20 protein-coding genes are annotated in these 23,649 nt (G+C 61.3%); 16 read left to right on the top strand and 4 right to left on the bottom strand.

Features of this window, described 5'->3' with window-relative positions; translation table 11 throughout:
- Nucleotides 1–216: 216 nt before the first annotated feature.
- Together ppnP and BLT86_RS07020 are read right to left on the bottom strand one after the other, a co-directional pair.
- On the bottom strand, nt 217–498 hold the full coding sequence (gene ppnP, locus BLT86_RS07025; RefSeq protein WP_092375615.1) for a pyrimidine/purine nucleoside phosphorylase: 282 nt from the start codon (nt 496–498) through the stop codon (nt 217–219).
- Nucleotides 499–619: 121 nt separating this feature from the next.
- Entirely contained in the window at nt 620–1,168 is a 549-nt protein-coding gene (locus BLT86_RS07020) for an exonuclease domain-containing protein (protein ID WP_021488964.1), read from the bottom strand.
- A 311-nt stretch (nt 1,169–1,479) separates the two neighbouring features.
- On the opposite strand from BLT86_RS07020, the gene BLT86_RS07015 reads away from it, so the two are divergent.
- The 3 genes from BLT86_RS07015 (at nt 1,480) to BLT86_RS07005 (ending at nt 3,343) form a co-directional block, all read left to right on the top strand.
- Nucleotides 1,480–2,352, top strand: a complete 873-nt coding sequence (locus BLT86_RS07015) for an NAD(P)-dependent oxidoreductase (protein WP_092375612.1) — start codon at nt 1,480–1,482, stop codon at nt 2,350–2,352.
- Nucleotides 2,353–2,425: 73 nt separating this feature from the next.
- Nucleotides 2,426–2,677, top strand: a complete 252-nt coding sequence (locus BLT86_RS07010; protein ID WP_021488966.1) for a YkgJ family cysteine cluster protein — start codon at nt 2,426–2,428, stop codon at nt 2,675–2,677.
- Between the two features lie 66 nt (nt 2,678–2,743).
- Nucleotides 2,744–3,343, top strand: coding sequence for an START domain-containing protein (locus BLT86_RS07005; protein WP_092375609.1), 600 nt, complete (start codon nt 2,744–2,746; stop codon nt 3,341–3,343).
- 66 nt (nt 3,344–3,409) lie between these two features.
- On the opposite strand, the gene gltA is transcribed toward BLT86_RS07005, so the two are convergent.
- Nucleotides 3,410–4,693, bottom strand: a complete 1,284-nt coding sequence (gene gltA, locus BLT86_RS07000) for a citrate synthase (protein ID WP_059392428.1) — start codon at nt 4,691–4,693, stop codon at nt 3,410–3,412.
- Nucleotides 4,694–5,056: 363 nt separating this feature from the next.
- On the opposite strand from gltA, the gene sdhC reads away from it, so the two are divergent.
- The 9 genes from sdhC (at nt 5,057) to sucD (ending at nt 16,465) form a co-directional block, all read left to right on the top strand.
- Nucleotides 5,057–5,431, top strand: a complete 375-nt coding sequence (gene sdhC / locus BLT86_RS06995; RefSeq protein WP_092375603.1) for a succinate dehydrogenase, cytochrome b556 subunit — start codon at nt 5,057–5,059, stop codon at nt 5,429–5,431.
- Nucleotides 5,425–5,793 carry a succinate dehydrogenase, hydrophobic membrane anchor protein gene (gene sdhD / locus BLT86_RS06990; RefSeq protein WP_092375599.1) on the top strand — a complete coding sequence of 123 codons (369 nt, stop codon included), beginning with the start codon at nt 5,425–5,427 and terminating at the stop codon, nt 5,791–5,793. Before sdhC ends, sdhD begins: the two co-directional genes overlap by 7 nt.
- A 3-nt stretch (nt 5,794–5,796) precedes the next feature.
- Nucleotides 5,797–7,569, top strand: a complete 1,773-nt coding sequence (gene sdhA, locus BLT86_RS06985; RefSeq protein WP_003459985.1) for a succinate dehydrogenase flavoprotein subunit — start codon at nt 5,797–5,799, stop codon at nt 7,567–7,569.
- An 11-nt stretch (nt 7,570–7,580) separates the two neighbouring features.
- Nucleotides 7,581–8,288, top strand: a complete 708-nt coding sequence (locus BLT86_RS06980) for a succinate dehydrogenase iron-sulfur subunit (RefSeq protein WP_092375596.1) — start codon at nt 7,581–7,583, stop codon at nt 8,286–8,288.
- A gap of 249 nt (nt 8,289–8,537) precedes the next feature.
- The gene (locus BLT86_RS06975; RefSeq protein WP_092375594.1) at nt 8,538–11,369 is read left to right on the top strand and encodes a 2-oxoglutarate dehydrogenase E1 component; all 2,832 of its coding nucleotides are present in this window, start codon (nt 8,538–8,540) and stop codon (nt 11,367–11,369) included.
- A 65-nt stretch (nt 11,370–11,434) separates the two neighbouring features.
- On the top strand, nt 11,435–12,664 hold the full coding sequence (odhB, locus tag BLT86_RS06970; protein ID WP_092375591.1) for a 2-oxoglutarate dehydrogenase complex dihydrolipoyllysine-residue succinyltransferase: 1,230 nt from the start codon (nt 11,435–11,437) through the stop codon (nt 12,662–12,664).
- A 66-nt stretch (nt 12,665–12,730) separates the two neighbouring features.
- Nucleotides 12,731–14,167 (top strand): dihydrolipoyl dehydrogenase, encoded by a 1,437-nt coding sequence (lpdA, locus tag BLT86_RS06965; RefSeq protein ID WP_017676774.1) that lies wholly within the window; start codon nt 12,731–12,733, stop codon nt 14,165–14,167.
- 244 nt (nt 14,168–14,411) lie between these two features.
- On the top strand, nt 14,412–15,578 hold the full coding sequence (gene sucC, locus BLT86_RS06960; protein WP_017676775.1) for an ADP-forming succinate--CoA ligase subunit beta: 1,167 nt from the start codon (nt 14,412–14,414) through the stop codon (nt 15,576–15,578).
- A complete protein-coding gene (gene sucD / locus BLT86_RS06955) occupies nt 15,578–16,465 on the top strand; it encodes a succinate--CoA ligase subunit alpha (protein WP_003459991.1) in 888 nt (295 codons plus the stop codon). The genes sucC and sucD overlap by 1 nt, the downstream gene beginning before the upstream one ends.
- Before the next feature lie 141 nt (nt 16,466–16,606).
- Here sucD and BLT86_RS06950 read toward each other — a convergent pair whose 3' ends face one another.
- Nucleotides 16,607–18,733 carry a TonB-dependent receptor family protein gene (locus tag BLT86_RS06950; protein WP_092375588.1) on the bottom strand — a complete coding sequence of 709 codons (2,127 nt, stop codon included), beginning with the start codon at nt 18,731–18,733 and terminating at the stop codon, nt 16,607–16,609.
- A 196-nt stretch (nt 18,734–18,929) separates the two neighbouring features.
- Between BLT86_RS06950 and BLT86_RS06945 the strand changes: the two genes are divergently transcribed.
- The 4 genes from BLT86_RS06945 to gntR all read left to right on the top strand — a co-directional run bounded on the left by BLT86_RS06945 (nt 18,930) and on the right by gntR (nt 23,646).
- Nucleotides 18,930–20,051: a gluconokinase, GntK/IdnK-type gene (locus BLT86_RS06945; RefSeq protein WP_092375585.1), complete on the top strand. Its 1,122-nt coding sequence runs from the start codon at nt 18,930–18,932 to the stop codon at nt 20,049–20,051.
- A 49-nt stretch (nt 20,052–20,100) separates the two neighbouring features.
- Complete coding sequence (locus tag BLT86_RS06940) at nt 20,101–21,378, top strand: TRAP transporter large permease (protein WP_059392424.1); 1,278 nt, start codon at nt 20,101–20,103, stop codon at nt 21,376–21,378.
- Between the two features lie 57 nt (nt 21,379–21,435).
- The gene (locus BLT86_RS06935; protein ID WP_075747914.1) at nt 21,436–22,449 is read left to right on the top strand and encodes a TRAP transporter substrate-binding protein; all 1,014 of its coding nucleotides are present in this window, start codon (nt 21,436–21,438) and stop codon (nt 22,447–22,449) included.
- Between the two features lie 177 nt (nt 22,450–22,626).
- Complete coding sequence (gntR, locus tag BLT86_RS06930; RefSeq protein WP_017676780.1) at nt 22,627–23,646, top strand: HTH-type transcriptional regulator GntR; 1,020 nt, start codon at nt 22,627–22,629, stop codon at nt 23,644–23,646.
- The last annotated feature ends 3 nt before the right edge of the window (nt 23,647–23,649 follow it).

Raw genomic sequence — 23,649 nt, 5'->3', positions numbered from 1 at the left:
GGCTATGTCCTGGTGGTGATCATCAAAGAAAAAACCGGCCGCTGGGGCCGGTTCTTCGTGGCGCCTGGTGGCTGCCAGGCCGTTGAAAAAACGTAGGCGAGGCAGGCAAGACAAGGCAAAAGCGACCGAAAAAGCGGAGTTTACAAGCTGTAAATGAGCATTTTGAGGTCGCTTTTAACGCGGTATTGCCAACGTAGGTAGTTTTTCAACGGCCTGTTAGCGGTATTCGCAGAGGTAGGCAGTGTCTACGGCCACCTTGAGCTGGAACTTGCTGTTGGCCTCGACGGTGAACTTGCTGCCGGCTTCGAAGGTGTTCCAGCTGTCGCTGCCCGGCAGTTTGACGTTCAGGGCGCCGGCGACGACATGCATGACTTCCAGTTGGCTGGTGCCGAATTCGTATTCGCCTGGGGCCATTACGCCGATGGTGGCAGGGCCTTCAGCCATGGTGAAACCGATGGATTTGACGGTGCCGTCGAAGTATTCGTTGACCTTGAACATCTGCGATTCCTCGAAAGGGGTTGGAAAAGTTGCAGGGAGCCATTTTAAACGTCGCGTAGCGACGGCCCGAAGGCAGGCCTTAAAAGGGCCGCCAGTATGCCCAAGCGCCTTTTCTTCGTCATCAGTCTTTGAGAGGCAGTACCAGCGGCAACAGGCGCGCGGTGTTGCGTGCATCTTCGAGGGCGCGGTGCTGTTGTCCCTGAAACTGCATGCCGGCCAATTGCAGCGCGCTGTGCAGGCCTATCGGGCGCTGTAGCTGGCGAGCCTTGGCGAAAGCCTGCTTGAGATTGAGGTGTGGCACATCAGCCAGCAGGCTATGCAAGCGGTGCTGGCGCCACTCTTGTTCCAATTGGCGTCGATCATAATCCCCCCAACTGCTCCAGCCGACCAGGCGCGATGCATGCTGCATCAGCCAGCGTTCGAACTGAGCCCAGACTTGAGGTAGTGGCGCTGCATTGTCGACGTCGGTCTGGCTGATGTGGGTGAGTTCGCGGCAGAAGTCGGTCAGGCACGGGCGGCGCTGTGGTTTGACGATGCGCTGAAAGTGATCCCGCTCATGGCCGTCCACACCCACCAGGCTGGCGCCGATCTCGATGATTTCCATTTCCTCCATCGCCCAGCCGCCCTCATCAGTGGTGGCCTCCAGGTCGATGACTAGCCAATGCCCCATGGGCGCTCCTTAGAACCTGTCTGCGATCTGTTGCGCTTCGGTCTCGCTGCATGGAAAAGGTTCCTGGCATCAGGGCCAAGGCTCCAAGCTCAAGCACCCGTTCTGAATCGAACCGCAGGCAGTATGGAAGGCCTTTTCGACCAGGGCAAACGTCGTTGACGCGAGCGTCGCGCAGCGACGGTTTCTGATGTTCTTCTCCTGTGGGAGAAGGTGGCGCGTAGCGTCGGATGAGGGGCGGGCGTGCTGCAAAAGCTTTGATGATTCGCGCCATGCCCGTTAGGCTCTGGCGCCTATATCTGCAGGAGGTTGCTATGGCAAAGGTCGCGTTTCTCGGTTTGGGCGTCATGGGGTATCCGATGGCCGGGCATCTGGCTCGCAAAGGGCATCAGGTGACGGTCTATAACCGCTCGCCGGGCAAAGCCGAGCAATGGATGGGTGAATATGCCGGCAGCTCTGCGCCGATCCCGCGTGAGGCGGTGGCGGGCGCCGAACTGGTGATGTGTTGCGTCGGTAATGATGACGACCTGCGCAGCGTGATTCTGGGCGAGCAGGGTGCATTCGCCGGTATGGCGCCGGGCGCCATTCTGGTCGATCACACCACCGCCTCGGCCAATGTGGCGCGTGAGCTGGCAGCTGTTGCGGCCGAGCGTGGCCTGGGTTTTCTCGATGCGCCGGTATCCGGTGGTCAGGCCGGTGCGGTCAATGGCGTGCTGACCGTGATGGTCGGTGGCGAGGCCGAAACCTATGCGGTTGCCGAGCCGGTCATCCAGAGCTACGCGCGGATGATGCGTCTGATGGGGCCGGCCGGCAGCGGCCAGTTGAGCAAGATGGTCAATCAGATCTGCATCGCCGGTCTGGTTCAGGGTTTGGCAGAGGCGCTCAACTTCGCTCAGTGCGCGGGGCTGGATGGCCATGCGGTGGTCGATGTGATCAGCAAGGGCGCGGCGCAGTCCTGGCAGATGGAAAACCGCTACAAGACCATGCTGGCGGGCGAGTTCGATTTCGGTTTCGCGGTCGACTGGATGCGCAAGGATCTGTCGATTCTGCTCGACGAGTCGCGTCGCAACGGTGCCCAACTGCCTGTGACGGCGCTGGTAGATCAGTTCTACGCCGACGTTCAGGCCATGGGCGGCGGGCGCTGGGATACCTCCAGCCTGCTGGCTCGCCTGCAGCGTAACCGCTGATCGCCAAAGGCCTCGACGGCAAGCGCGGAGGTCATTAGGATCGCCGCCGTTCGCTTCCTGTCGAGGTCGTTTCATGGAGTGTCGTGCCGGTTGCGGTGCCTGCTGCATCGCGCCTTCCATCAGTTCACCGATTCCGGGCATGCCTGACGGCAAGCCCGCTGGCGTGCGCTGTATCCATCTCAATGCCGAGTTTCTCTGCGCCATCTTCGGTCGCCCGGAGAGGCCCGCAGTGTGCAGTGGGTTCAAGGCGGAAGAGCAGCTGTGCGCGGATGATCGCGAAAGCGCCATTCGTATGTTGGGTTGGCTGGAGCAGGCGACTGCCTGACGATGTGAACCGCTCACGGCCCGTGCGGGTCGAAACGCAAACAGTCCCACCGGGAGTTGCTCGAAGATGATGCGTTATTCCGTTCTGGCCATGCTGCTGTGCGCGACCGCTGTCCAGGCTGCCGAGAGGCAGTGGCAGCTGGAGCGCGAAGAAGACGGTGTGAGCGTTTACCTGGCTGACGTGCCCGGATCCAAGTACAAGGCCTATCGCGGTGTGGTGACGATCAACGCTGACCTGGCCGCGGTACAGGCGGCGCAGGAGGATGTCGCGGGGTCCTGCTCCTGGATCTTCAGCTGCCAGCAGCAGCGACTGCTCGAGACCGAGGGTAATGTGAGCGAGCTGTACACCCGTTTCGAGATGCCCTGGCCGGTGAAGGCGCGTGATTCGGTGATCCAGGTGACCACGCGCACCGATGCCGACGGCGCTGTCACGCGCCTGCTCAAGGCGGTGCCGCAGCGATTGCCGGAGGAGAAGGATTTCGTGCGGGTGCAGCGTGTCGACGGCGAGTGGCATCTCAAACCGCTGGATCAGGGCAGGGTGGAGGTGACCTACGAGGTGCACACCGAACCGGGTGGAAGCGTGCCCTCCTGGCTGGCCAACAGCTTCGTCGTCGATGCACCGCTGCAGACACTGCAGGGCTTGCGGGCGAAAGTGGAAGGGCGCTGAGCGAGATACTCGCCAGGCAATAAAAAAGGCTGCCAGATTGGCAGCCTTTTTCGTCTCGCGGTGCTATCAGTCGCGGTTGGTCGGCAGATCGCGCTGCTCGTAACCGGTGTACAGCTGGCGCGGGCGGCCAATCTTGTACGGACCCGAGAGCATTTCCTTCCAGTGCGAGATCCAGCCCACGGTACGTGCCAGGGCGAAGATAACGGTGAACATCGAGGTCGGAATGCCGATGGCCTTGAGGATGATGCCCGAGTAGAAGTCGACGTTCGGGTACAGGTTGCGCTCTTTGAAGTAGGGATCGGTCAGGGCGATCTCTTCCAGGCGCATGGCCAGTTCCAGCTGCGGGTCATTGGTGATGCCCAGCTCGCCGAGGACCTCGTCGCAGGTCTGCTTCATCACGGTGGCGCGCGGGTCGCGGTTCTTGTACACGCGGTGACCGAAGCCCATCAGCTTGAACGGGTCGTTCTTGTCCTTGGCCTTGGCGATGAACTTGTCGATGTTCGAAACGTCACCGATCTCGTCGAGCATGGCCAGTACGGCTTCGTTGGCGCCACCGTGTGCCGGGCCCCACAGCGCGGCGATACCGGCTGCGATACAGGCGAACGGGTTGGCACCCGAGGAGCCAGCCAGGCGTACGGTGGAGGTGGAGGCGTTCTGCTCATGGTCGGCATGGAGGATGAAGATCTTGTCCATCGCCTTGGCCAGCACCGGGCTGATCGGTTTGATCTCGCACGGGGTGTTGAACATCATGTGCAGGAAGTTTTCCGCGTAATTCAGATCATTGCGCGGGTACATCATGGGCTGACCCATGGAGTACTTGTAGGTCATGGCGGCGATGGTCGGCATCTTGGCCACCAGGCGCATGGCCGAGACTTCGCGGTGCTGCGGGTTATTGATGTCCAGCGAGTCGTGATAGAAGGCGGACAGGGCACCAACCACGCCGCACATGATGGCCATCGGGTGGGCATCGCGGCGGAAACCGTTGAAGAAGGTCTTCAGCTGCTCATGAACCATGGTGTGGTTCTTGATGGTGCTGACGAACTTGGCCTTTTCTTCCTTGCTCGGCAGTTCGCCATTGAGCAGCAGGTAGCAGGTTTCCAGGTAGTCAGACTGCTCGGCGAGCTGCTCGATGGGGTAGCCGCGGTGCAGCAGGATGCCTTGATCGCCGTCGATATAGGTGATCTTCGACTCGCAAGAGGCGGTCGACATGAAACCAGGATCAAAGGTGAACCGACCCGTGGCGGTCAGGCTCCGCACATCGATTACATCGGGACCAACAGTGCCGGTCAGAACGGGCAGTTCGACGGGGGCATTGCCCTCGATGATCAACTGCGCTTTTTTGTCAGCCATATGTGGCCTCCTAGTTATGCTTGAAATCATCAGACAGCCCCCCACGCAGGGCCCGCACCACTATAGTGGGATAAATCCGAAAGTCAATTTGCGAGAACCCAGGCAGTAGAAGGGTTTGAACGGTATTTTCAGCGAAAAAAGGGCGCTATTTACGCCATTTGTTTAAAGGCTGCAATGCGCTTTTTGGGGGAGGGCATTGCATTGTCATTAGTCTGCTAACTGTCTATACTCTGCGGCCGACCGCCACAGGCTTTAGGGCCGTGTCATGGCGGTTGTCACTCATTGGGTGATGGGTACCTTGCCAGTGCACTTCCCAACAACTTTGCCCTGATCGTTAGGGGCTCTCAGTGTGATAAAAAAGCCGTGAATAGCCAACGACCTGTAAACCTAGACCTTCGGACTATCAAGCTTCCGATCACCGCTTACACGTCCATTCTTCACCGTATCTCCGGTGTCATCCTCTTTGTCGGTATCGCCATTCTGCTGTATGGCCTCGACAAGTCGTTGACCTCCGAGGAGGGCTTCGCCCAGGTGAAAGAATGCCTGACCAGTCCGCTGGCCAAGTTCGTGATCTGGGGTCTGTTGTCCGCTCTGCTGTACCACCTGGTGGCCGGTGTACGCCACTTGATCATGGACATGGGCATCGGTGAGACGCTGGAAGGCGGCAAGCTGGGCTCGCAAATCGTCATCGCCGTCTCGGCGGTCGTGATCGTGCTGCTGGGGGTGTGGATATGGTAACTAATGTCACGAATTTCTCGCGTTCGGGCCTCTATGACTGGATGGCTCAGCGCGTTTCTGCGGTCGTTCTCGCGGCTTACACGCTGTTTCTGCTGGGCTATGTGATCTGTAATCCGGGTATGGGCTACGCCGAATGGCATGGTCTGTTCTCGCATGCCGCAATGCGCATCTTCAGCCTGCTGGCCCTTGTTGCACTGAGCGTGCACGCCTGGGTTGGCATGTGGACCATCTCCACCGACTACCTGACGCCGATGGCGCTGGGCAAGTGGGCGACCGGTGTGCGTTTCCTGTTCCAGGCCGTGTGTGGCATCGCGATGTTCGCGATGTTCGTCTGGGGCGTGCAGATTCTGTGGGGTTTCTGATTCATGGCTAGCATCCGTACTCTTTCCTATGACGCCATCATTGTGGGTGGCGGCGGCGCCGGCATGCGTGCTGCGCTGCAACTGGCCCAGGGCGGTCACAAGACTGCCGTGGTCACCAAGGTGTTCCCGACTCGTTCGCACACCGTTTCCGCTCAGGGTGGCATCACCTGCGCCATCGCTTCGGCCGATCCGAACGATGATTGGCGCTGGCACATGTACGATACCGTCAAGGGTTCCGACTACATCGGTGACCAGGACGCTATCGAATACATGTGCTCCGTCGGCCCGGAAGCTGTGTTCGAGCTCGAGCACATGGGGCTGCCGTTCTCCCGTACCGAGCAGGGCCGCATCTATCAGCGTCCGTTCGGTGGTCAGTCCAAGGGGCCGGACAATCCGACCCAGGCTGCTCGTACCTGTGCTGCTGCCGACCGTACCGGTCACGCACTGCTGCACACCCTGTATCAGGCCAACCTGAAAGCCGGCACCTCGTTCCTCAACGAGTGGTACGCGGTTGACCTGGTGAAGAATCAGGACGGCGCCATCGTCGGCGTCATCGCCATCTGCATCGAGACTGGCGAAACCGTCTACATCCGCTCCAAGGCCGTGGTTCTGGCCACCGGCGGTGCTGGTCGTATCTACGCCTCCACCACCAACGCCCTGATCAACACCGGTGACGGCGTGGGCATGGCCCTGCGTGCCGGCGTGCCGGTGCAGGACATCGAAATGTGGCAGTTCCACCCGACCGGTATCGCCGGCGCTGGCGTACTGGTCACCGAAGGTTGCCGTGGCGAGGGTGGTTACCTGATCAACGCCCATGGCGAGCGTTTCATGGAGCGTTATGCGCCGAACGCCAAAGACCTGGCTGGTCGCGACGTGGTTGCCCGTTCCATGGTCAAGGAAGTCATCGCCGGCAACGGCTGTGGCCCGGACAAGGACCACGTACTGCTCAAGCTCGACCACCTCGGCGAAGAAGTGCTGCACAGCCGTCTGCCGGGTATCTGCGAACTGTCCAAGACCTTCGCTCACGTCGACCCGGTCGTCGCTCCGGTTCCGGTGATCCCGACCTGCCACTACATGATGGGCGGCGTGCCGACCAACATTCACGGCCAGGCCATCACTCAGGATGCCAACGGCAACGACAAGATCATCGAAGGTCTGTTCGCCGTAGGTGAAGTGGCGTGCGTATCGGTACACGGTGCCAACCGTCTGGGCGGCAACTCGCTGCTCGATCTGGTGGTATTCGGCCGCGCCGCTGGCCTGCACCTGGAAAAAGCGCTGAAAGAAGGCGTGGAAGTCCGTGGTGCCAGCGAAACCGACATCGAACAGTCGCTGTCGCGTCTGGCTGGTGTCAACGAGCGCAGCACCGGTGAAGACGTCGCCCCGCTGCGTAAAGAGCTGCAACAGTGCATGCAGAACTACTTCGGTGTATTCCGTACTGGCGAATACATGCAGAAGGGCATCCAACAACTGGCCGACCTGCGTGAGCGCATCGCGAAAGTCAAAATCGCGGACAAGAGCCAGGCATTCAACACTGCGCGTATCGAAGCGCTGGAACTGCAAAACCTGCTCGAAGTGGCTGAAGCGACTGCGGTTGCCGCCGAGGCTCGTAAAGAGTCCCGTGGTGCCCATGCTCGTGAAGACTTCGAGGAGCGCGATGACCAGAATTGGCTGTGCCACTCCCTGTACTTCCCAGGCGAGAAGCGCGTTGCCAAGCGTGATGTCAACTTCGCGCCGAAGACCGTTCCGGCATTTGAACCCAAGGTTCGGACTTATTAAGGGTGACTGATATGTTGCAAGTCAGTGTTTATCGCTACAACCCGGAGAAGGACGCTGCTCCGTTCATGCAGGACTTCCAGGTCGACACCGGCGGCAAGGACATCATGGTCCTCGACGTGCTGGCGCTGATCAAGGAACAGGATGAAGGTTTCTCCTACCGTCGTTCCTGCCGTGAAGGCGTGTGTGGTTCAGACGGCATGAACATCAACGGCAAGAACGGCCTGGCCTGTATCACACCGATCTCCGCTGCCGGCCTCAAGGGTGGCAAACTGGTGATTCGTCCGTTGCCGGGCCTGCCGGTCATTCGTGACCTGGTCGTCGACATGAGCATCTTCTACAAGCAGTACGAGAAGGTGCAGCCATTCCTGCAGAACGATACGCCGGCTCCGGCCATCGAACGTCTGCAGACTCCGGAAGAGCGCGAAAAGCTCGACGGTCTGTACGAGTGCATTCTGTGCGCATGCTGCTCGACCAGCTGCCCGTCGTTCTGGTGGAACCCGGACAAGTTTCTCGGTCCCGCTGCACTGCTGCAGGCCTATCGCTTCCTGGCCGACAGCCGTGACACCAAGACCGCCGAGCGTCTGGCCTCGCTGGACGATCCGTTCAGTGTGTTCCGTTGCCGCAGCATCATGAACTGCGTGAACGTCTGCCCCAAGGGTCTGAACCCGACCAAGGCGATCGGTCACGTGCGTAACATGCTGCTGCAGAGCGGTACCTGATTCGCAAGTTGCTATACCTGTAACACCTGCGAGTCCGGCTCAGGTCGGCCTCGCAGTAAAGCCAGAGCCGCAGCCCACAAAGCCGCGGCTCATACTCGAAAAATATGACGACCAGCAGGGGCATCCGGGCTGGTACCCGGACTATCTGCGGGAACCCAAGTGGCTTTATCCGAGTCGCAGCATCATGACTTTGATCAGGACCATGCGGTATTCGCGCCGGTGGTGTCCCCTTACCGAGGGTGACCAAGCATGCAAGAAAGCGTGATGCAGCGCATGTGGGACAGTGCCCACCTATCCGGTGGCAACGCTGCCTACGTGGAAGAGCTCTACGAGCTTTACCTGCACGATCCCAACGCTGTGCCAGAAGAGTGGCGCACTTACTTCCAGAAGTTGCCGACCGACGGCAGCGCTGCAACGGACGTATCGCATTCGACCATTCGCGATCATTTCGTCCTGCTCGCCAAGAATTCGCGTCGTGCCCAGCCGGTTTCCGCCGGGGCCGTCAGCAGCGAGCACGAAAAGAAGCAGGTGGAAGTGCTGCGCTTGATCCAGGCCTACCGCATGCGTGGCCATCAGGCCGCCCAGCTCGACCCTCTGGGTCTGTGGGTGCGCACTGCGCCGTCTGACCTGTCGATCAATCACTACGGCCTGACCGACGCGGATCTGGACACCACATTCCGCACTGGCGAGCTGTATATCGGCAAGGAAGAGGCAACGCTACGCGAAATCCGCGATGCGCTGCAGCAGACATATTGTCGCACCATCGGTGCCGAGTTCACCCACATCGTCGATTCCGGCCAGCGCAACTGGTTCGCCCAGCGCCTGGAAAGCGTGCGCGGTCGTCCGCAGTTTTCTGCCGAGGTGCAGGCGCATGTGCTCGAGCGCGTCACCGCTGCCGAAGGCCTGGAAAAGTACCTGGGTACCAAATACCCGGGCACCAAGCGTTTCGGCCTGGAGGGTGGCGAGAGCCTGATCCCGCTGCTGGACGAAATCATCCAGCGCTCCGGCTCCTACGGCACCAAGGAAGTGGTCATCGGCATGGCCCACCGCGGCCGCCTGAACGTTCTGGTCAACACCTTCGGCAAGAACCCGCGCGACCTGTTCGACGAGTTCGAAGGCAAGAAGACCGAAGGTCTGTCGTCCGGTGACGTGAAGTACCACCAGGGCTTTTCCTCCAACGTCATGACTGCCGGTGGCGAAGTGCACCTGGCGCTGGCGTTCAACCCCTCGCACCTGGAAATCGTTTCGCCGGTGGTCGAGGGCTCGGTGCGTGCTCGTCAGGATCGTCGCAGTGACGCCACTGGCGACAAGGTACTGCCGATTTCCATCCACGGTGATGCGGCATTCGCCGGTCAGGGTGTGGTCATGGAAACCTTCCAGATGTCGCAGACCCGCGGCTACAAGACTGGCGGCACCATCCACATCGTGATCAACAACCAGGTCGGCTTCACCATCAGCAACCCGCTAGATGCGCGCTCCACCGAGTACGCGACCGACGTGGCGAAGATGATCCAGGCGCCGATCTTCCATGTGAACGGCGACGATCCGGAAGCCGTGCTGTTCGTGACTCAGCTGGCTGTTGATTACCGCATGCAGTACAAGCGCGACGTGGTCATCGACCTGGTCTGCTACCGCCGTCGTGGTCACAACGAGGCCGACGAGCCGAATGGCACTCAGCCGCTGATGTACCAGCAGATCGCCAAGCAGCGCACTACTCGTGAGCTTTATGCCGATGCACTGGTCGCTGCCGGCGTGCTGAGCAGCGACGACGTGCAGGCCAAGATCGACGAGTACCGCACCGCGCTGGACAACGGTCAGCACGTGGTCAAGAGCCTGGTCAAGGAGCCGAACAAGGAGCTGTTCGTCGACTGGCGTCCATACCTGGGCCATGCCTGGACCGCGCGTCACGACACCCGTTTCGATCTGAAGACCCTGCAGGATCTGTCTGCCAAGCTGCTGGAAATCCCCGAGGGCTTCCTGGTTCAGCGTCAGGTGGCGAAGATCCTCGAAGACCGTCAGAAGATGGGCGCGGGCGGCTTGCCGATCAACTGGGGCTTCGCCGAGACCATGGCTTACGCCACTCTGCTGGTCGAAGGTCATCCGATCCGCATGACCGGTCAGGACATCGGCCGTGGCACCTTCTCGCACCGTCACGCGGTGCTGCACAACCAGAAGGATGCCTCGACCTACGTTCCGCTGAAGAACCTGTACGACGGTCAGCCGAAGTTCGAACTGTACGACTCCTACCTCTCCGAGGAAGCGGTACTGGCGTTCGAATACGGTTATGCCACCACCACGCCGAACGCGCTGGTGATCTGGGAAGCCCAGTTCGGCGATTTCGCCAACGGTGCCCAGGTGGTATTCGACCAGTTCATTTCCAGCGGCGAGACCAAGTGGGGTCGCCTCTGCGGTCTGACCGTTCTGCTGCCGCACGGCTATGAAGGGCAGGGGCCTGAGCACAGCTCGGCGCGTCTGGAGCGTTATCTGCAACTCTGTGCCGAGCACAACATGCAGGTCTGCGTACCGACCACCCCGGCGCAGGTCTATCACATGCTGCGTCGCCAGGTGATCCGTCCGCTGCGCAAGCCGCTGGTGGTGCTGACGCCCAAGTCGCTGCTGCGTCACAAATTGGCCATCTCGACCCTGGAAGATCTGGCCGAAGGCTCCTTCCAGACCGTAATCGGCGAGATCGATTCGCTGGACCCGAAAAAGGTCGAGCGTCTGGTGCTGTGCAGCGGCAAGGTCTACTACGACCTGCTGGAAAAACGTCGTGCCGAGGGTCGCGAAGACATCGCCATCATTCGTATCGAGCAGCTCTATCCGTTCCCGGAAGACGATCTGGCCGAGGCGCTGGCGCCGTACAAGAACCTCAAGCACATCGTCTGGTGTCAAGAAGAGCCGATGAACCAAGGCGCCTGGTACTGCAGCCAGCACCATATGCGTCGCGTCGCTACCGCGCACAAGAAGTCGCTGCTTCTGGAGTACGCCGGTCGTGATGCGTCGGCAGCGCCAGCCTGCGGTTATGCGTCGATGCACGCCGAGCAGCAGGAAAAACTGCTGCAGGACGCCTTTACTGTTTAACGTCTTCATCCGCCAGGTGGCAGGTGCCACCTGGCGGTAAAACCGAATTTAAGGAAACGCATACAATGGCTATCGAGATCAAAGCCCCAACCTTCCCGGAATCGGTTGCCGACGGCACCGTGGCCACCTGGCACAAGAAGCCGGGCGAAGCGGTCAAGCGCGATGAGCTGATCGTCGACATCGAAACCGACAAGGTCGTGATCGAAGTACTGGCCGAGGCCGATGGTGTTCTGGCTGAAATCATCAAGAACGAAGGCGACACCGTTCTCTCCAACGAGCTGCTGGGCAAGCTGACCGAAGGTGGTGCTGCCGCCGCCGCTCCGGCTGCCGCACCAGCTGCTGCCGCCGCTCCGGCTCAGGCTGCTGCTGCTCCGGCCGCCGCTGGCGACGACGCGATCCTCTCGCCGGCCGCGCGCAAGCTAGCTGAAGAGAACGGCATCGACCCCAACAGCATCGCCGGCACCGGCAAAGGTGGCCGTGTGACCAAGGAAGACGTGGTCGCTGCCGTCGAAGCCAAGAAGAACGCTCCGGCTGCCGCTGCCAAGCCGGCCGCTGCTCCGGCCGCTGCCGCTGCTGTCGTCGTCACTGGCGATCGCACCGAGAAGCGTGTGCCGATGACTCGCCTGCGCGCCAAGATCGCCGAGCGTCTGGTTGAAGCCCAGTCCTCCATGGCCATGCTGACCACCTTCAACGAAGTGGACATGACTGAAGTCATGGCCCTGCGTTCTAGGTATAAGGACCTGTTCGAGAAGTCCCACAATGGCGTGCGCCTGGGCTTTATGTCGTTCTTCGTCAAGGCCGCCACCGAAGCCCTGAAGCGCTTCCCGGCAGTCAACGCCTCGATCGACGGCAACGACATCGTTTACCACGGCTACGCCGACATCGGCGTTGCCGTGTCCAGCGACCGCGGTCTGGTCGTTCCGGTACTGCGTAATGCCGAGCAGATGAGCCTGGCTGAAATCGAGAGCGGCATCGCTACCTTCGGCAAGAAGGCCAAAGACGGCAAGCTGTCGATCGAAGAAATGACCGGCGGCACCTTCACCATCACCAATGGTGGTACCTTCGGTTCGATGATGTCGACGCCGATCGTCAACCCGCCGCAGGCCGCCATCCTGGGTATGCACAACATCATCCAGCGTCCGATGGCGATCAATGGTCAGGTGGTGATTCGTCCGATGATGTACCTGGCGCTGTCTTACGACCACCGCCTGATCGATGGTAAGGAAGCCGTGACCTTCCTGGTGACCATCAAGAACTTGCTTGAAGACCCGGCTCGCCTGCTGCTGGAAATCTAAAAGCCAGTCTCCTCCACGACGGCCCTGTTCTCAGGGCCGTCCGGTTTATTCGAGAAGGAATACGTTATGACCCAGAAATTCGACGTGGTAGTCATCGGTGCCGGCCCTGGTGGCTATGTAGCCGCCATCAAAGCAGCGCAGCTCGGCCTGAAGACTGCCTGCATCGAGAAGTACCAGGGCAGCGACGGCAAGGTCGCTCTCGGCGGCACCTGCCTGAACGTCGGCTGCATTCCGTCCAAGGCGCTGCTGGACAGCTCCTGGAAGTACCACGAAGCGAAAGACGGCTTCGCCGTTCATGGTATCGAAGCCAAGGGCGTGACCATCGACGTCCCGGCCATGGTGGCGCGCAAGAACACCATCATCAAGAACCTCACCGGCGGTGTTGCCGGCCTGTTCAAGGCCAACGGTGTAACCCTGCTCGAAGGCCACGGCAAGCTGCTGGCCGGCAAGCAAGTGGAAGTCACTGGCACCGACGGCAAGACCCAGGTGGTCGAAGCCGCTCACGTGATCATCGCCTCTGGCTCCAAGCCGGTCGAGATCCCGCCGGCCCCGGTCGATCAGGATGTGATCGTTGACTCCACCGGCGCCCTGGAATTCCAGAGCGTACCGAAGAAGCTGGGCGTTATCGGCGCTGGTGTGATCGGTCTGGAGCTGGGCTCGGTATGGGCTCGCCTGGGTGCTGAAGTCACCGTTCTGGAAGCCATGGACAAGTTCCTCGCTGCTGCCGACGAGCAGATCGCCAAGGAAGCCCAGAAGACCCTGACCAAGCAGGGCCTGGACATCCGCCTGGGCGCTCGCGTGACCGCTTCGGAAGTCAAGAAGAAGCAGGTTGTGGTCAGCTTCACTGACGCCAATGGCGAGCAGAAGATGACCTTCGACAAGCTGATCGTGGCCGTAGGCCGTCGTCCGGTGACCACTGATCTGCTGGCTGCTGACAGTGGCGTGGACCTGGACGAGCGCGGCTTCATCTTCGTCAACGACCAGTGCGAAACCAGCGTTCCGGGCGTTTACGCCATCGGTGACGTGGTGCGCGGTGCCATGCTCGCGCACAAGGCCTCGGAAGAGGGCGTGATGGTTGCCGAGCGTATCGCCGGCCACAAGGCGCAGATGAACTACGACCTGATCCCGTCCGTGATCTACACCCACCCGGAAATTGCATGGGTCGGCAAGACCGAGCAGCAGCTGAAGGCCGAAGGCGTTGCCGTCAACGTCGGCACCTTCCCGTTCGCTGCCAGCGGTCGTGCCATGGCGGCCAACGACACCGGCGGCTTCGTCAAGGTCATCGCTGACGCCAACACCGACCGTGTACTGGGCGTTCACGTGATCGGCCCAAGCGCTGCCGAGCTGGTACAGCAAGGCGCGATCGGCATGGAATTCGGCACCAGTGCCGAAGACCTGGGCATGATGGTCTTCTCCCACCCGACCCTGTCCGAGGCGCTGCACGAAGCGGCCCTGGCGGTCAACGGTGGCGCGATCCATATCGCCAATCGCAAGAAGCGTTGAGTGTGCAAGTGGCCGGTAGCGTCCGGCCACTGCAGCAGTTGTTGTAAGCCGCCGTGGTAGGCGGGGCGTCGTGTAATCGCCTCATCGCCACGGTGGTGTTTGCAAGCAGAACCACGTCGGGTGGCCCGCGTCGAGTTCGACTCGCGGCGGAAGGCCCGGCGGACTGCTTCGGCAGTCACAGGTGGCGCGGTATCACAAGTACAGCGCCGAATGCGCAATACCTAAACGAAGACGGTAGACAAGCATGAATCTTCACGAGTATCAGGGTAAGCAGCTGTTCGCTGAATACGGCCTGCCTGTATCCAAGGGCTTCGCGGTAGACACCCCGGAAGAAGCCGCAGAAGCCTGCGAAAAAATCGGCGGCAGCGAGTGGGTCGTCAAGGCTCAGGTCCACGCTGGTGGCCGCGGTAAAGCCGGTGGCGTAAAGCTGGTCAAGAGCAAAGAAGACGCCAAGGCCTTCGCCGCTAACTGGCTGGGCAAGCGTCTGGTGACTTACCAGACTGACGCCAATGGTCAGCCGGTCAGCAAAATCCTGGTCGAATCCTGCACCGACATCGCCAAGGAGCTGTACCTGGGCGCTGTAGTGGACCGCTCCAGCCGTCGCATCGTGTTCATGGCTTCCACCGAAGGTGGCGTGGACATCGAGAAAGTGGCCCACGAAACCCCTGAGAAGATCCTCAAGGCTACCATTGATCCGCTGGTCGGCGCGCAGCCGTACCAGGGTCGCGAGCTGGCTTTCCAGCTGGGTCTGGAAGGCAAGCAGGTCGCTCAGTTCGCCAAGATCTTCGTAGGTCTGGCCAAGCTGTTCAAGGATCACGATCTGGCTCTGCTGGAAGTCAACCCGCTGGTCATCAAGGCCGACGGCGACCTGCACTGCCTGGACGCGAAGATCAACATCGACGCTAACGCCATGTACCGTCAGCCGAAGCTGAAGACCTTCCACGACCCGTCGCAAGATGATCCTCGTGAAGCCCACGCTGCCAGCTTCGAGCTGAACTACGTGGCCCTGGAAGGCAACATCGGCTGCATGGTCAACGGTGCCGGTCTGGCCATGGGTACCATGGACATCGTCAACCTGCACGGCGGCAAGCCAGCCAACTTCCTCGACGTAGGTGGCGGCGCAACCAAAGAGCGCGTGACCGAGGCCTTCAAGATCATCCTGTCCGACAGCAACGTCGCTGCCGTTCTGGTGAACATCTTCGGCGGCATCGTTCGTTGCGACATGATTGCCGAAGGCATCATCGGCGCCGTGAAAGAAGTCGGCGTGAAAATTCCGGTGGTCGTCCGCCTGGAAGGTAACAACGCTGAGCTGGGCGCCAAGGTCCTGGCTGAAAGCGGCCTGAACATCATCGCGGCAACCAGCCTGACCGACGCTGCTCAGCAAGTCGTCAAAGCTGCGGAGGGCAAGTAATGAGCGTCCTGATCAATAAAGACACCAAAGTCATCTGCCAGGGCTTCACCGGCTCGCAGGGTACTTTCCACTCCGAACAAGCCATCGCCTACGGCACCAAGATGGTTGGCGGCGTGACTCCGGGAAAAGGTGGTACTACCCACCTGGGCCTGCCAGTGTTCAACACTGTGAAAGAAGCTGTCGAAGCCACTGGCGCTGACGCTTCGGTCATCTACGTTCCGGCTCCGTTCTGCAAAGACTCGATCCTGGAAGCTGCATTCGGTGGCATCAAGCTGATCGTCTGCATCACCGAAGGCATTCCTACCCTCGACATGCTGGATGCCAAGGTCAAGTGCGACGAGCTGGGCGTGACCCTGATCGGCCCGAACTGCCCAGGCGTGATCACTCCGGGCGAGTGCAAGATCGGCATCATGCCGGGTCACATCCACCTGCCAGGCAAGGTCGGTATCGTGTCGCGTTCCGGCACCCTGACCTACGAAGCTGTCAAGCAGACCACCGACGCCGGCTTCGGCCAGTCGACCTGCGTCGGCATCGGCGGTGACCCGATCCCGGGCTCCAACTTCATCGATATCCTGAAGCTGTTCCAGGAAGACCCGCAGACCGAAGCGATCGTCATGATCGGTGAGATCGGCGGTTCCGCTGAAGAAGAAGCTGCGGCCTACATCAAGGCCAACGTGACCAAGCCTGTCGTTTCCTACATCGCCGGTGTTACCGCACCTGCGGGCAAGCGCATGGGCCATGCTGGCGCCATCATTTCCGGCGGCAAGGGCACTGCAGACGAGAAATTCGCTGCACTGCAGGACGCTGGCGTGAAAACCGTGCGTTCCCTGGCTGACATCGGCAAGGCCCTGGCCGAGCTGACCGGTTGGGAAGTCAAGAAGGCCTAAGCCTTCGCTGACTGCTCGCGAAAAGGCCACCTTCGGGTGGCCTTTTTCGTTTTTGAACGCGTGCGTATCCGGCGCCTTACCTCATAAGTGGGGCAGAGGATCTCAGGGCCGAGTATCGGATGCGCGCATGTTTCGCCAGACTCAATCGAACTGGTATTGCACGCCCGCGCCGACATACCAGGCGCGCTCCGGGCCGGGTTCGTAATAGCGGCCTGCTGGGCCCGGGCTGCCATTGTCATTGGCCACGATCACCGAGCCGATGTACTCGCGATCCAACAGGTTGTCGATGCGTAGCACCTGGTTGAAAGTCATTGCACCGACCTTCTGCTCGAAGCGTGCCTGCCAGTTGAACAGTGCATAGCTGGGCGCTGCCTTGGCAGTATTGCTGTCCTCGACGTACAGCTTGCTGCGGTATAGGCCTTCGACTGCGGTGCTGAACCAGCCCACCGGCTGCCAGGCGAGTTCACCATACAGGGTGTTGGCGGGAATGCCTGGCATGTGCTTGCCGGATTCTACGAGTTGATTACGACTGGTGAAATCCTTGCTGTAAGTGGCGTCGATGTGGGTGTAGGCGAGGTTGGCGCGCAGGGTTTCGCTCAGATGGCTTTCCAGGGAAAGCTCAAGGCCACGGCGGCGGGTTTGGGCCGCGTTCTGGAAGCTGTTGCGGCCACCACTGGCCGATGCTACGACCAGCTCGTCGTCGGTATCGATCTGGAACAGCGCCACTTGCAGATTGGTGGCCTCAGCCACACGGGCTTTGAGACCAATCTCGAATTGTTCGCTGGTCGCGGGCTTCAGGTCGAAGCCAAAGGTATTGTCAGGGCCTGAGTAAGACAATTCATTGAGCGTCGGCGTCTCCAACCCCTTGCCCCAACTGGCGTAAATGTTCAGGTTTTGGCGCAGGGTATAGCTGACGCCCAGAGTCGGTGTCAGTTCGCGATAAGTAACCGAGCCGCTGTCGTCGAGGTTGTTGCCCACGATAAAGCGATCATCTACATCGAATTTGATGTGGCTATAACGCAGGCCAGCCTGCAAATCGAGTTTGCCCAGTTGCCAGGCCGTCTGCAGATAGGGCGACAGACTGGTGACCTCGTTACGCTCGTCACGGCGCAGGTTGCCTCTCACACCGAGAGCGCTGCCAACGAAGTTCTCGTAGCCCTTGCGATCATCGCGCGAGTAGTCGTAGTCCAGGCCGGTTGTTACTGTCAGCAGGCTGTTGCCCAGGTTGAATGATTGAATCAAGCGGTTGCCAATGCCGTGAAAGCGCCGCTCGAAATCAATCACGCCACCTGAGTGGGTAAGGCTAGTTGGGTTACTGGGAGGAACCTGCGCCGTTACGGGAATCGACTGGTACTGAATCACCCGCCGTGTTCCGCTGTACAGCGTGCTCTGCCAGGTGCTTGCGACAAAGCTGCGCTCGTAGTTAAGGCCGAGTTGGCGGTGGTCCACCGTCTTTCGAGTGTTGAACAGCAGTGCATTGGGTGCGGCTGAGCGACGGTCGGTTTTGACTTCGCTCCAGGTCAACCCTTGCGGGTCCTGGGTGTCGTTCTGATCCAGTTCACTGAAGCTCAGGCTGAGCTTGCTGAGGTCATCCGGGTACAGGGTCAGCTTGGCAAAGGTCTTGTCGAGGATGGCGCCGCTGTGGTCGCGGTAACCGTCTGTCTCGAAATGCGAGCGGTTGATGATGAAACCGGCTCTGTCGTTGCCGCCTTCGGCCGAGACGCGGGTACGGCTGGTGCCGTAAGCGGCCTGGGAGGTGTCGAGCGCGACCTTGGGGGCACCTTCGCCATCGCGCGAGAACAGCTGGATGACACCGCCGGAGTTGCTGCCGTAGACGCTGGCGAATGGCCCGCGCAGGACCTCGATGCGCTCCAGGGTGTCGAGGTCGAAGGTCGCCGCCTGGCCCTGCCCGTCCGGATTGGACAGCGGCACACCATCAGCCAGCAGCTTGATGCCACGAATACCGAAGGCCGAGCGGGCGCCAAAGCCGCGTGAGGATATTTGCAGGTCCTGCGCATAATTTTGCCGATTCTGCACCACCAGTCCCGGAACGCTGCCGAGTGCTTCGGAGAGGTTGACGCCGGGTTTGCCCAGTGTGGCTTGTTCGGCATCGATGCGGTTGACCGAGAAGGGCAGTTGCCAGCCGCTGGCCTGATAACGGCTGCCGGTGACCACCAGTGGGTCGGCCTGGTAGGTGGCGTTTTCGGCCTGTGCAGTCAATGGCAGGAACAATGCGGGCAGCCAGAAGCTGGGGCTCAGCCGGTACATAAGCGAAATGTCTCCCTTGGGGCAGGTAGGCGATATTGAACGTGTCAGTCATCGGCGGACCAGCGCTGGGTGATAGCCATTAGCGGAAATGCTCTACGAAATGTTGCCGAAAGAGGCTTGTCGGATGATTTGGATAGCGCTAACATCCGGATCAAACAATGAGCGGCGCCACCTCGATGGTGCCCATGGAGTTCCCATGCAACAGCAGTCTTGCGCATTGCCTGCCCGTACCACCCTGGTGGTCATGGGGGTCAGTGGCTCCGGCAAGAGCGAGATCAGCCAGGCGGTCGCCACCGCACTCGGTTGGCGCCATATCGAAGCCGATCATTTCCATCCTCCCGAAAACGTAGAGCGCATGCGCGCTGGCATCCCGCTGAGCGACGAAGACCGTCGCCACTGGCTGGATGCACTGTGCGAGCAGATGCTGGCCGCGCAGGCCGCAGGTGAATGCTTCGTGCTGGCCTGCTCGGCGCTCAAGCGCGCTTACCGCGAGCGCCTGCGTCAGGCGGTTCCGGGGTTGCAGTTCGTGCATCTGGATATCGATCACGCCACCGCGGTGCAACGTGTCGGTGCTCGGCCTGGACATTTCATGCCGACTTCGCTGGTCGACAGCCAGTTCGCCACCCTCGAAAGCCCGGCAGGTGAGCCATACGTACGAGTCGTCGATGCGCAGCAGTCGCGGCAAGTGTTGGTGGCCGATATCCAGGCCTGGGTTCGTCGCGAAGCCGCGGAGGCCGTGTCGAGCCAGGCCCAGGATATGCTCGATAGCGAAATTGATAGCGCTAACCAAACAGCCCAGCTAGGCGCCGAACCGATCTATGAGGGTCGCATGGCGCGTATGTTCGATCGCCTGACCGATGGCCTGATGGCGGTGCTGATGGCCTTCATGGTGGTGGCGGTGTTCACCAACGTGGTGCTGCGCTACGCCTTCGGCACCGGCTGGCCGGGCGCCGAGGAGCTTTCACGGCTGGCGTTCGTCTGGCTGGTCTTCGTCGGTGTGGCCTCTGGTATGCGCCGTGGCGAGCTGATGACCTTCCGCATGATTCGCGACCGCTTCCCGCTGCTGGCGCAGCGACTGGTGGATTCGCTGAGCTGGATTCTCGTGGCAGGAGCGAGCCTGCTCTCGGCCTTGGGCGCCTGGAATCAGGTGCAGTTCGGCTGGGGCAACGTCAGTACCGTGGTCGGTTATCCGGTGGTGCTGGCGATGCTGCCGGTGCTGGCGAGCATGCTGGTGCTGGCGATTCTGGCGGTGGTGCAGTTGGTCAATCTCTGGCGGCGTACGCCGCAGGCGACGCTGACCCAGGCGCACGTCGAATGATGCTGGCCCAATTCCAACAAGACGGGCACTGCCCAGCGAGGACCTGTCGATGACTGTCGCGGTATTTCTTTCTTCCCTGCTGGGGTTCATGGCATTCGGCATGCCCATCGCCTTCGCCCTGATCCTCACTGCGGCCGTACTGATGTGGTACCTGGATTTCTGGGACGTGCAGTTGCTGGCGCAGAACCTGCTCGCCGGCGCTGACAGCTTCCCGCTGCTGGCGGTGCCGTTCTTCATCCTGGCCGGCGAGCTGATGAACGCCGGCGGCATTTCCCGGCGCATCATCGCCATGGCGCAGGCCTACTTTGGCCACCTGCGCGGTGGCCTCGGCTACGTTGCCATTGCGGCCGCCGTGCTGCTGGCCAGCATGTCCGGTTCGGCACTGGCCGATACTGCTGCGCTCGCCACCTTGCTGTTGCCGATGATGCGTCAGCGCGGTTATCCGGTGCATTCCTCGGCGGGCCTGGTAGCCGCTGGCGGCATCATCGCGCCGATCATTCCGCCGTCGATGCCGTTCGTGATCTATGGCGTGGTCACCAACACCTCCATCAGCCAGCTGTTCATGGCCGGTCTGGTGCCGGGATTGATCATGGGCGCCGGCCTGATCGTCGCCTGGACGCTGATCGCTCGCGGTTTCACCGAGCCTACGCCGCCCAAGGCCACTGCTGCCGAGCGTCGCCGCGTGCTGATCGACGGCGCCGCTGCCCTGATGCTGCCGGTGATCATCGTTGGCGGTCTGCGCTTCGGTATCTTCACGCCCACCGAGGCCGCCGTGGTAGCCGCCATGTACGCGCTGGCCGTGTCCACCTTGCTCTACCGCGAGCTGAGCTGGAGCGACCTGATGGAGACCCTGACCCGTGCCAGTCGCACCACGGCGTCGGTGATGTTCCTGTGCGCCGCGGCCACGGTCTCGGCCTACATGATTACCCTGGCGCAGTTGCCTGACGAAATCGGCGCCATGCTCGGGCCGCTGGCCGAGCACCCCAAACTGCTGGTACTGGCGATCATGCTGCTGATGATCGCAGTGGGCATGGTGCTGGACCTGACGCCGACCATCCTGATTCTGGCGCCAGTGCTGGCGCCCATCGCGATCAAGGCTGGGGTCGATCCGGTGTACTTCGGCGTGATGTTCGTGCTGATCGGCTCCATCGGCCTGATCACGCCGCCTGTGGGCACCGTGCTCAACGTCGTCGGCGGTATCGGCAAGTTGCGCATGGAGGTGCTGGTGCGCGGCGTCATGCCGTTCTTCCTGATTTACCTGATCATCGTCGCGCTGCTGGTGGCGTTCCCCTCCATCGTCACCGTGCCGCTGGCCTGGTTGCGCTGAGTTGACCCAGCGGCGTTGGCGCGCCGACATCATTCACAACAATAAGAGGTAGACCCGATGAAACGTCCACTGCTCGCCATCCTCACCGCTGCCATGCTGTGCAGCCCGCTCGCCAGTTTCACCGCCCATGCCGATGACGTGCGCTCACGCATGATCCGCTTCGGTTACGGTCTCAACGAGAACAGCAATCAGGGCCGCGCGGCCAAGCTGTTCGCCGAGGAGGTGGCCAAGGCCTCCGACGGCAAGCTCAAGGTGCGCACCTTCGGCTCCGCCAGCCTGGGCTCGGATGATCAGATGCAGAGTGCGCTGATCGGTGGCGCGCAGGAAATGATGGTCGGTTCCACCGCGACCCTGGTGGGCATCACCAAGGAAATGGCGGTGTGGGACACGCCTTTCCTGTTCAGCAGTGCCGAGCAGGCCGATGCCGTGCTCGACGGCCCGGTGGGCCGCCAGGTCATGGACAAGCTGGAGGAGAAGGGCCTGGTCGGCTTGGTGTACTGGGAGAACGGCTTCCGCAACCTGACCAACAACACGCGGCCGATCAGCAAGCTGGAGGACTTCTCCGGCGTCAAACTGCGCGTGATGCCCAATCCGGTATTCCTCGAGACCTTCAAGCTGATGGGCGCCAATGCCGTGCCGCTGCCGTTCTCCGAGCTGTTCACCGCGCTGGAGACCAAGGCCGTCGACGGCCAGGAAAACCCCTTCAACACCATTCTTTCCTCGAAGTTCTACGAGGTGCAGAAGTACCTGACGGTGACCAACCACGTGTACAGCCCGTGGATCGTCACCGTGTCCAAGCGCTGGTGGGATGGCCTGTCGCAGACCGAGCAGAGCATCCTGCTGGAAGCGGCCAAGAAGGCGCGTGACTTCGAGCGTAAGGACACCCGCGAGGAAGCAGCCCGTGCCCTGGCCGAGCTGAAAGACAAGGGTATGCAGATCAACGAAGTGGAAGCGGCCGAAGTGCAGCGCATGCGTGAGCAGGCCACACCGGCGATCCAGAAGGTCGTCGACACAGTCGGTCAGCAACTGTTCGATCAGGTGCAGACTGAGGCCGAAAAGGCCGCTCTATAAGGGCTTGCCCAGGACCGGCCCGACCAGTGCGCCGCTGATTCTGGGCAGGTTCGCAGTTTCGCGGGGCACGCAGGTGGTATCGCTCCTTGCATGGTGGCGTTACCCCGGGCGGCGTGTCCCGCGCTTTATTCCCCGGCGGGGCTGGTAGAATCGGCCGCTGAAATCATTGGAGGCGCTATGAGCCAACGCCGTCGCCGGTCCGCAGAACGTGTCACCTTGTCCGACGTGGCCAAGGCCGCGGGCTGCTCGTTGATGTCCGCCTCGCGCGCGCTGTCGCAGCCGGGGCGGGTGTCCGATGCGTTGCGCGAGCAGGTGATGCGCGCGGCCCAGGCGCTGGGTTACGTGCCCAATCCGGCAGCGCGGGCATTGGCCAGTTCACGCTCGAACCTGGTGGCTGTGGTGATCCCGTCGCTGTCGAACTCGGTGTTCGTCGATACCGTGGAGGCCATCCAGCGGGTGCTGATGCCGGCCGGCTTCGAAATGATGATCGGCGTCAGTCATTACCGGGTCGAGGAGGATGAGCGTCTGTTGCGTTCCTATCTGGCGCACCAGCCAGCTGGCCTGCTGCTTACGGGTTTCGAGCGCAGCGACGCGGCGCGCGAAATCCTCGGCGCCAGCAGTTGCCCATTGGTGACGTTGATGGAGCTGAGCGAGGAGCCGGAGGATTACTGCGTCGGCTTCTCTCAGGTCGAAGCTGGCGCTGCGATGACCCGTGCCCTGGTGCAGCGTGGTTACCGCCATATCGCCTTCGCCGCAGCGCAGCTTGACCCACGCACCTTGCAGCGTGCAGAAGGCTACCGACAGGTGATGCGCTACCTCAATCGACATGATCCGGCGCTGGAATTGCTGACACCGCAGTTGTCATCCATCGGCTTGGGCGCCGAGTTGCTCGATCGCCTGCTGGCGCAGCAGCCGCAGATCGATGCGGTGTTCTTCAACAACGACGACCTGGCCATGGGCGCGCTGTTCCGCGCGCGTCAGTTGGGTCTGGACGTGCCGGGACGCCTGGCCATCGCCGGTTTCAACGATTTGCCAGCCGCAGCCTGGATGCATCCGGCCTTGAGTACCGTGCGTACCACCCGTGGTCGTGTCGGTGAGCTGGCGGCGAACATGCTGCTGGCGCTGATGCGTGGCGAAACGCCGGAGCAGCACTGCATCGACGTCGGCTTCGAGCTGGTGATGCGCGACAGCGCCTGAGAC

The sequence above is a fragment of the Pseudomonas sihuiensis genome, assembly GCF_900106015.1.
In the GTDB taxonomy this organism is placed as follows: Bacteria; Pseudomonadota; Gammaproteobacteria; order Pseudomonadales; family Pseudomonadaceae; genus Aquipseudomonas; species Aquipseudomonas sihuiensis.
The sequence above is the reverse complement of the archived record's forward strand: the minus strand, read 5'-3'. Positions and strand labels throughout refer to the sequence as shown.

What these genes read in the sequence shown, in the direction of transcription:
- ppnP (WP_092375615.1), bottom strand. Translation starts at nt 498, where the DNA reads ATGTTCAAGGTCAACGAATACTTCGACGGCACCGTCAAATCCATCGGT.
- gntR (WP_017676780.1), top strand. Translation starts at nt 22,627, where the DNA reads ATGAGCCAACGCCGTCGCCGGTCCGCAGAACGTGTCACCTTGTCCGAC.
- BLT86_RS06950 (WP_092375588.1), bottom strand. Translation starts at nt 18,733, where the DNA reads ATGTACCGGCTGAGCCCCAGCTTCTGGCTGCCCGCATTGTTCCTGCCA.
- BLT86_RS07020 (WP_021488964.1), bottom strand. Translation starts at nt 1,168, where the DNA reads ATGGGGCATTGGCTAGTCATCGACCTGGAGGCCACCACTGATGAGGGC.
- sdhD (WP_092375599.1), top strand. Translation starts at nt 5,425, where the DNA reads ATGGTAACTAATGTCACGAATTTCTCGCGTTCGGGCCTCTATGACTGG.
- BLT86_RS07005 (WP_092375609.1), top strand. Translation starts at nt 2,744, where the DNA reads ATGATGCGTTATTCCGTTCTGGCCATGCTGCTGTGCGCGACCGCTGTC.
- lpdA (WP_017676774.1), top strand. Translation starts at nt 12,731, where the DNA reads ATGACCCAGAAATTCGACGTGGTAGTCATCGGTGCCGGCCCTGGTGGC.
- BLT86_RS07015 (WP_092375612.1), top strand. Translation starts at nt 1,480, where the DNA reads ATGGCAAAGGTCGCGTTTCTCGGTTTGGGCGTCATGGGGTATCCGATG.
- gltA (WP_059392428.1), bottom strand. Translation starts at nt 4,693, where the DNA reads ATGGCTGACAAAAAAGCGCAGTTGATCATCGAGGGCAATGCCCCCGTC.
- BLT86_RS07010 (WP_021488966.1), top strand. Translation starts at nt 2,426, where the DNA reads ATGGAGTGTCGTGCCGGTTGCGGTGCCTGCTGCATCGCGCCTTCCATC.
- sucD (WP_003459991.1), top strand. Translation starts at nt 15,578, where the DNA reads ATGAGCGTCCTGATCAATAAAGACACCAAAGTCATCTGCCAGGGCTTC.
- BLT86_RS06980 (WP_092375596.1), top strand. Translation starts at nt 7,581, where the DNA reads ATGTTGCAAGTCAGTGTTTATCGCTACAACCCGGAGAAGGACGCTGCT.
- sdhA (WP_003459985.1), top strand. Translation starts at nt 5,797, where the DNA reads ATGGCTAGCATCCGTACTCTTTCCTATGACGCCATCATTGTGGGTGGC.
- BLT86_RS06945 (WP_092375585.1), top strand. Translation starts at nt 18,930, where the DNA reads ATGCAACAGCAGTCTTGCGCATTGCCTGCCCGTACCACCCTGGTGGTC.
- BLT86_RS06940 (WP_059392424.1), top strand. Translation starts at nt 20,101, where the DNA reads ATGACTGTCGCGGTATTTCTTTCTTCCCTGCTGGGGTTCATGGCATTC.
- odhB (WP_092375591.1), top strand. Translation starts at nt 11,435, where the DNA reads ATGGCTATCGAGATCAAAGCCCCAACCTTCCCGGAATCGGTTGCCGAC.
- BLT86_RS06935 (WP_075747914.1), top strand. Translation starts at nt 21,436, where the DNA reads ATGAAACGTCCACTGCTCGCCATCCTCACCGCTGCCATGCTGTGCAGC.
- sucC (WP_017676775.1), top strand. Translation starts at nt 14,412, where the DNA reads ATGAATCTTCACGAGTATCAGGGTAAGCAGCTGTTCGCTGAATACGGC.
- BLT86_RS06975 (WP_092375594.1), top strand. Translation starts at nt 8,538, where the DNA reads ATGCAAGAAAGCGTGATGCAGCGCATGTGGGACAGTGCCCACCTATCC.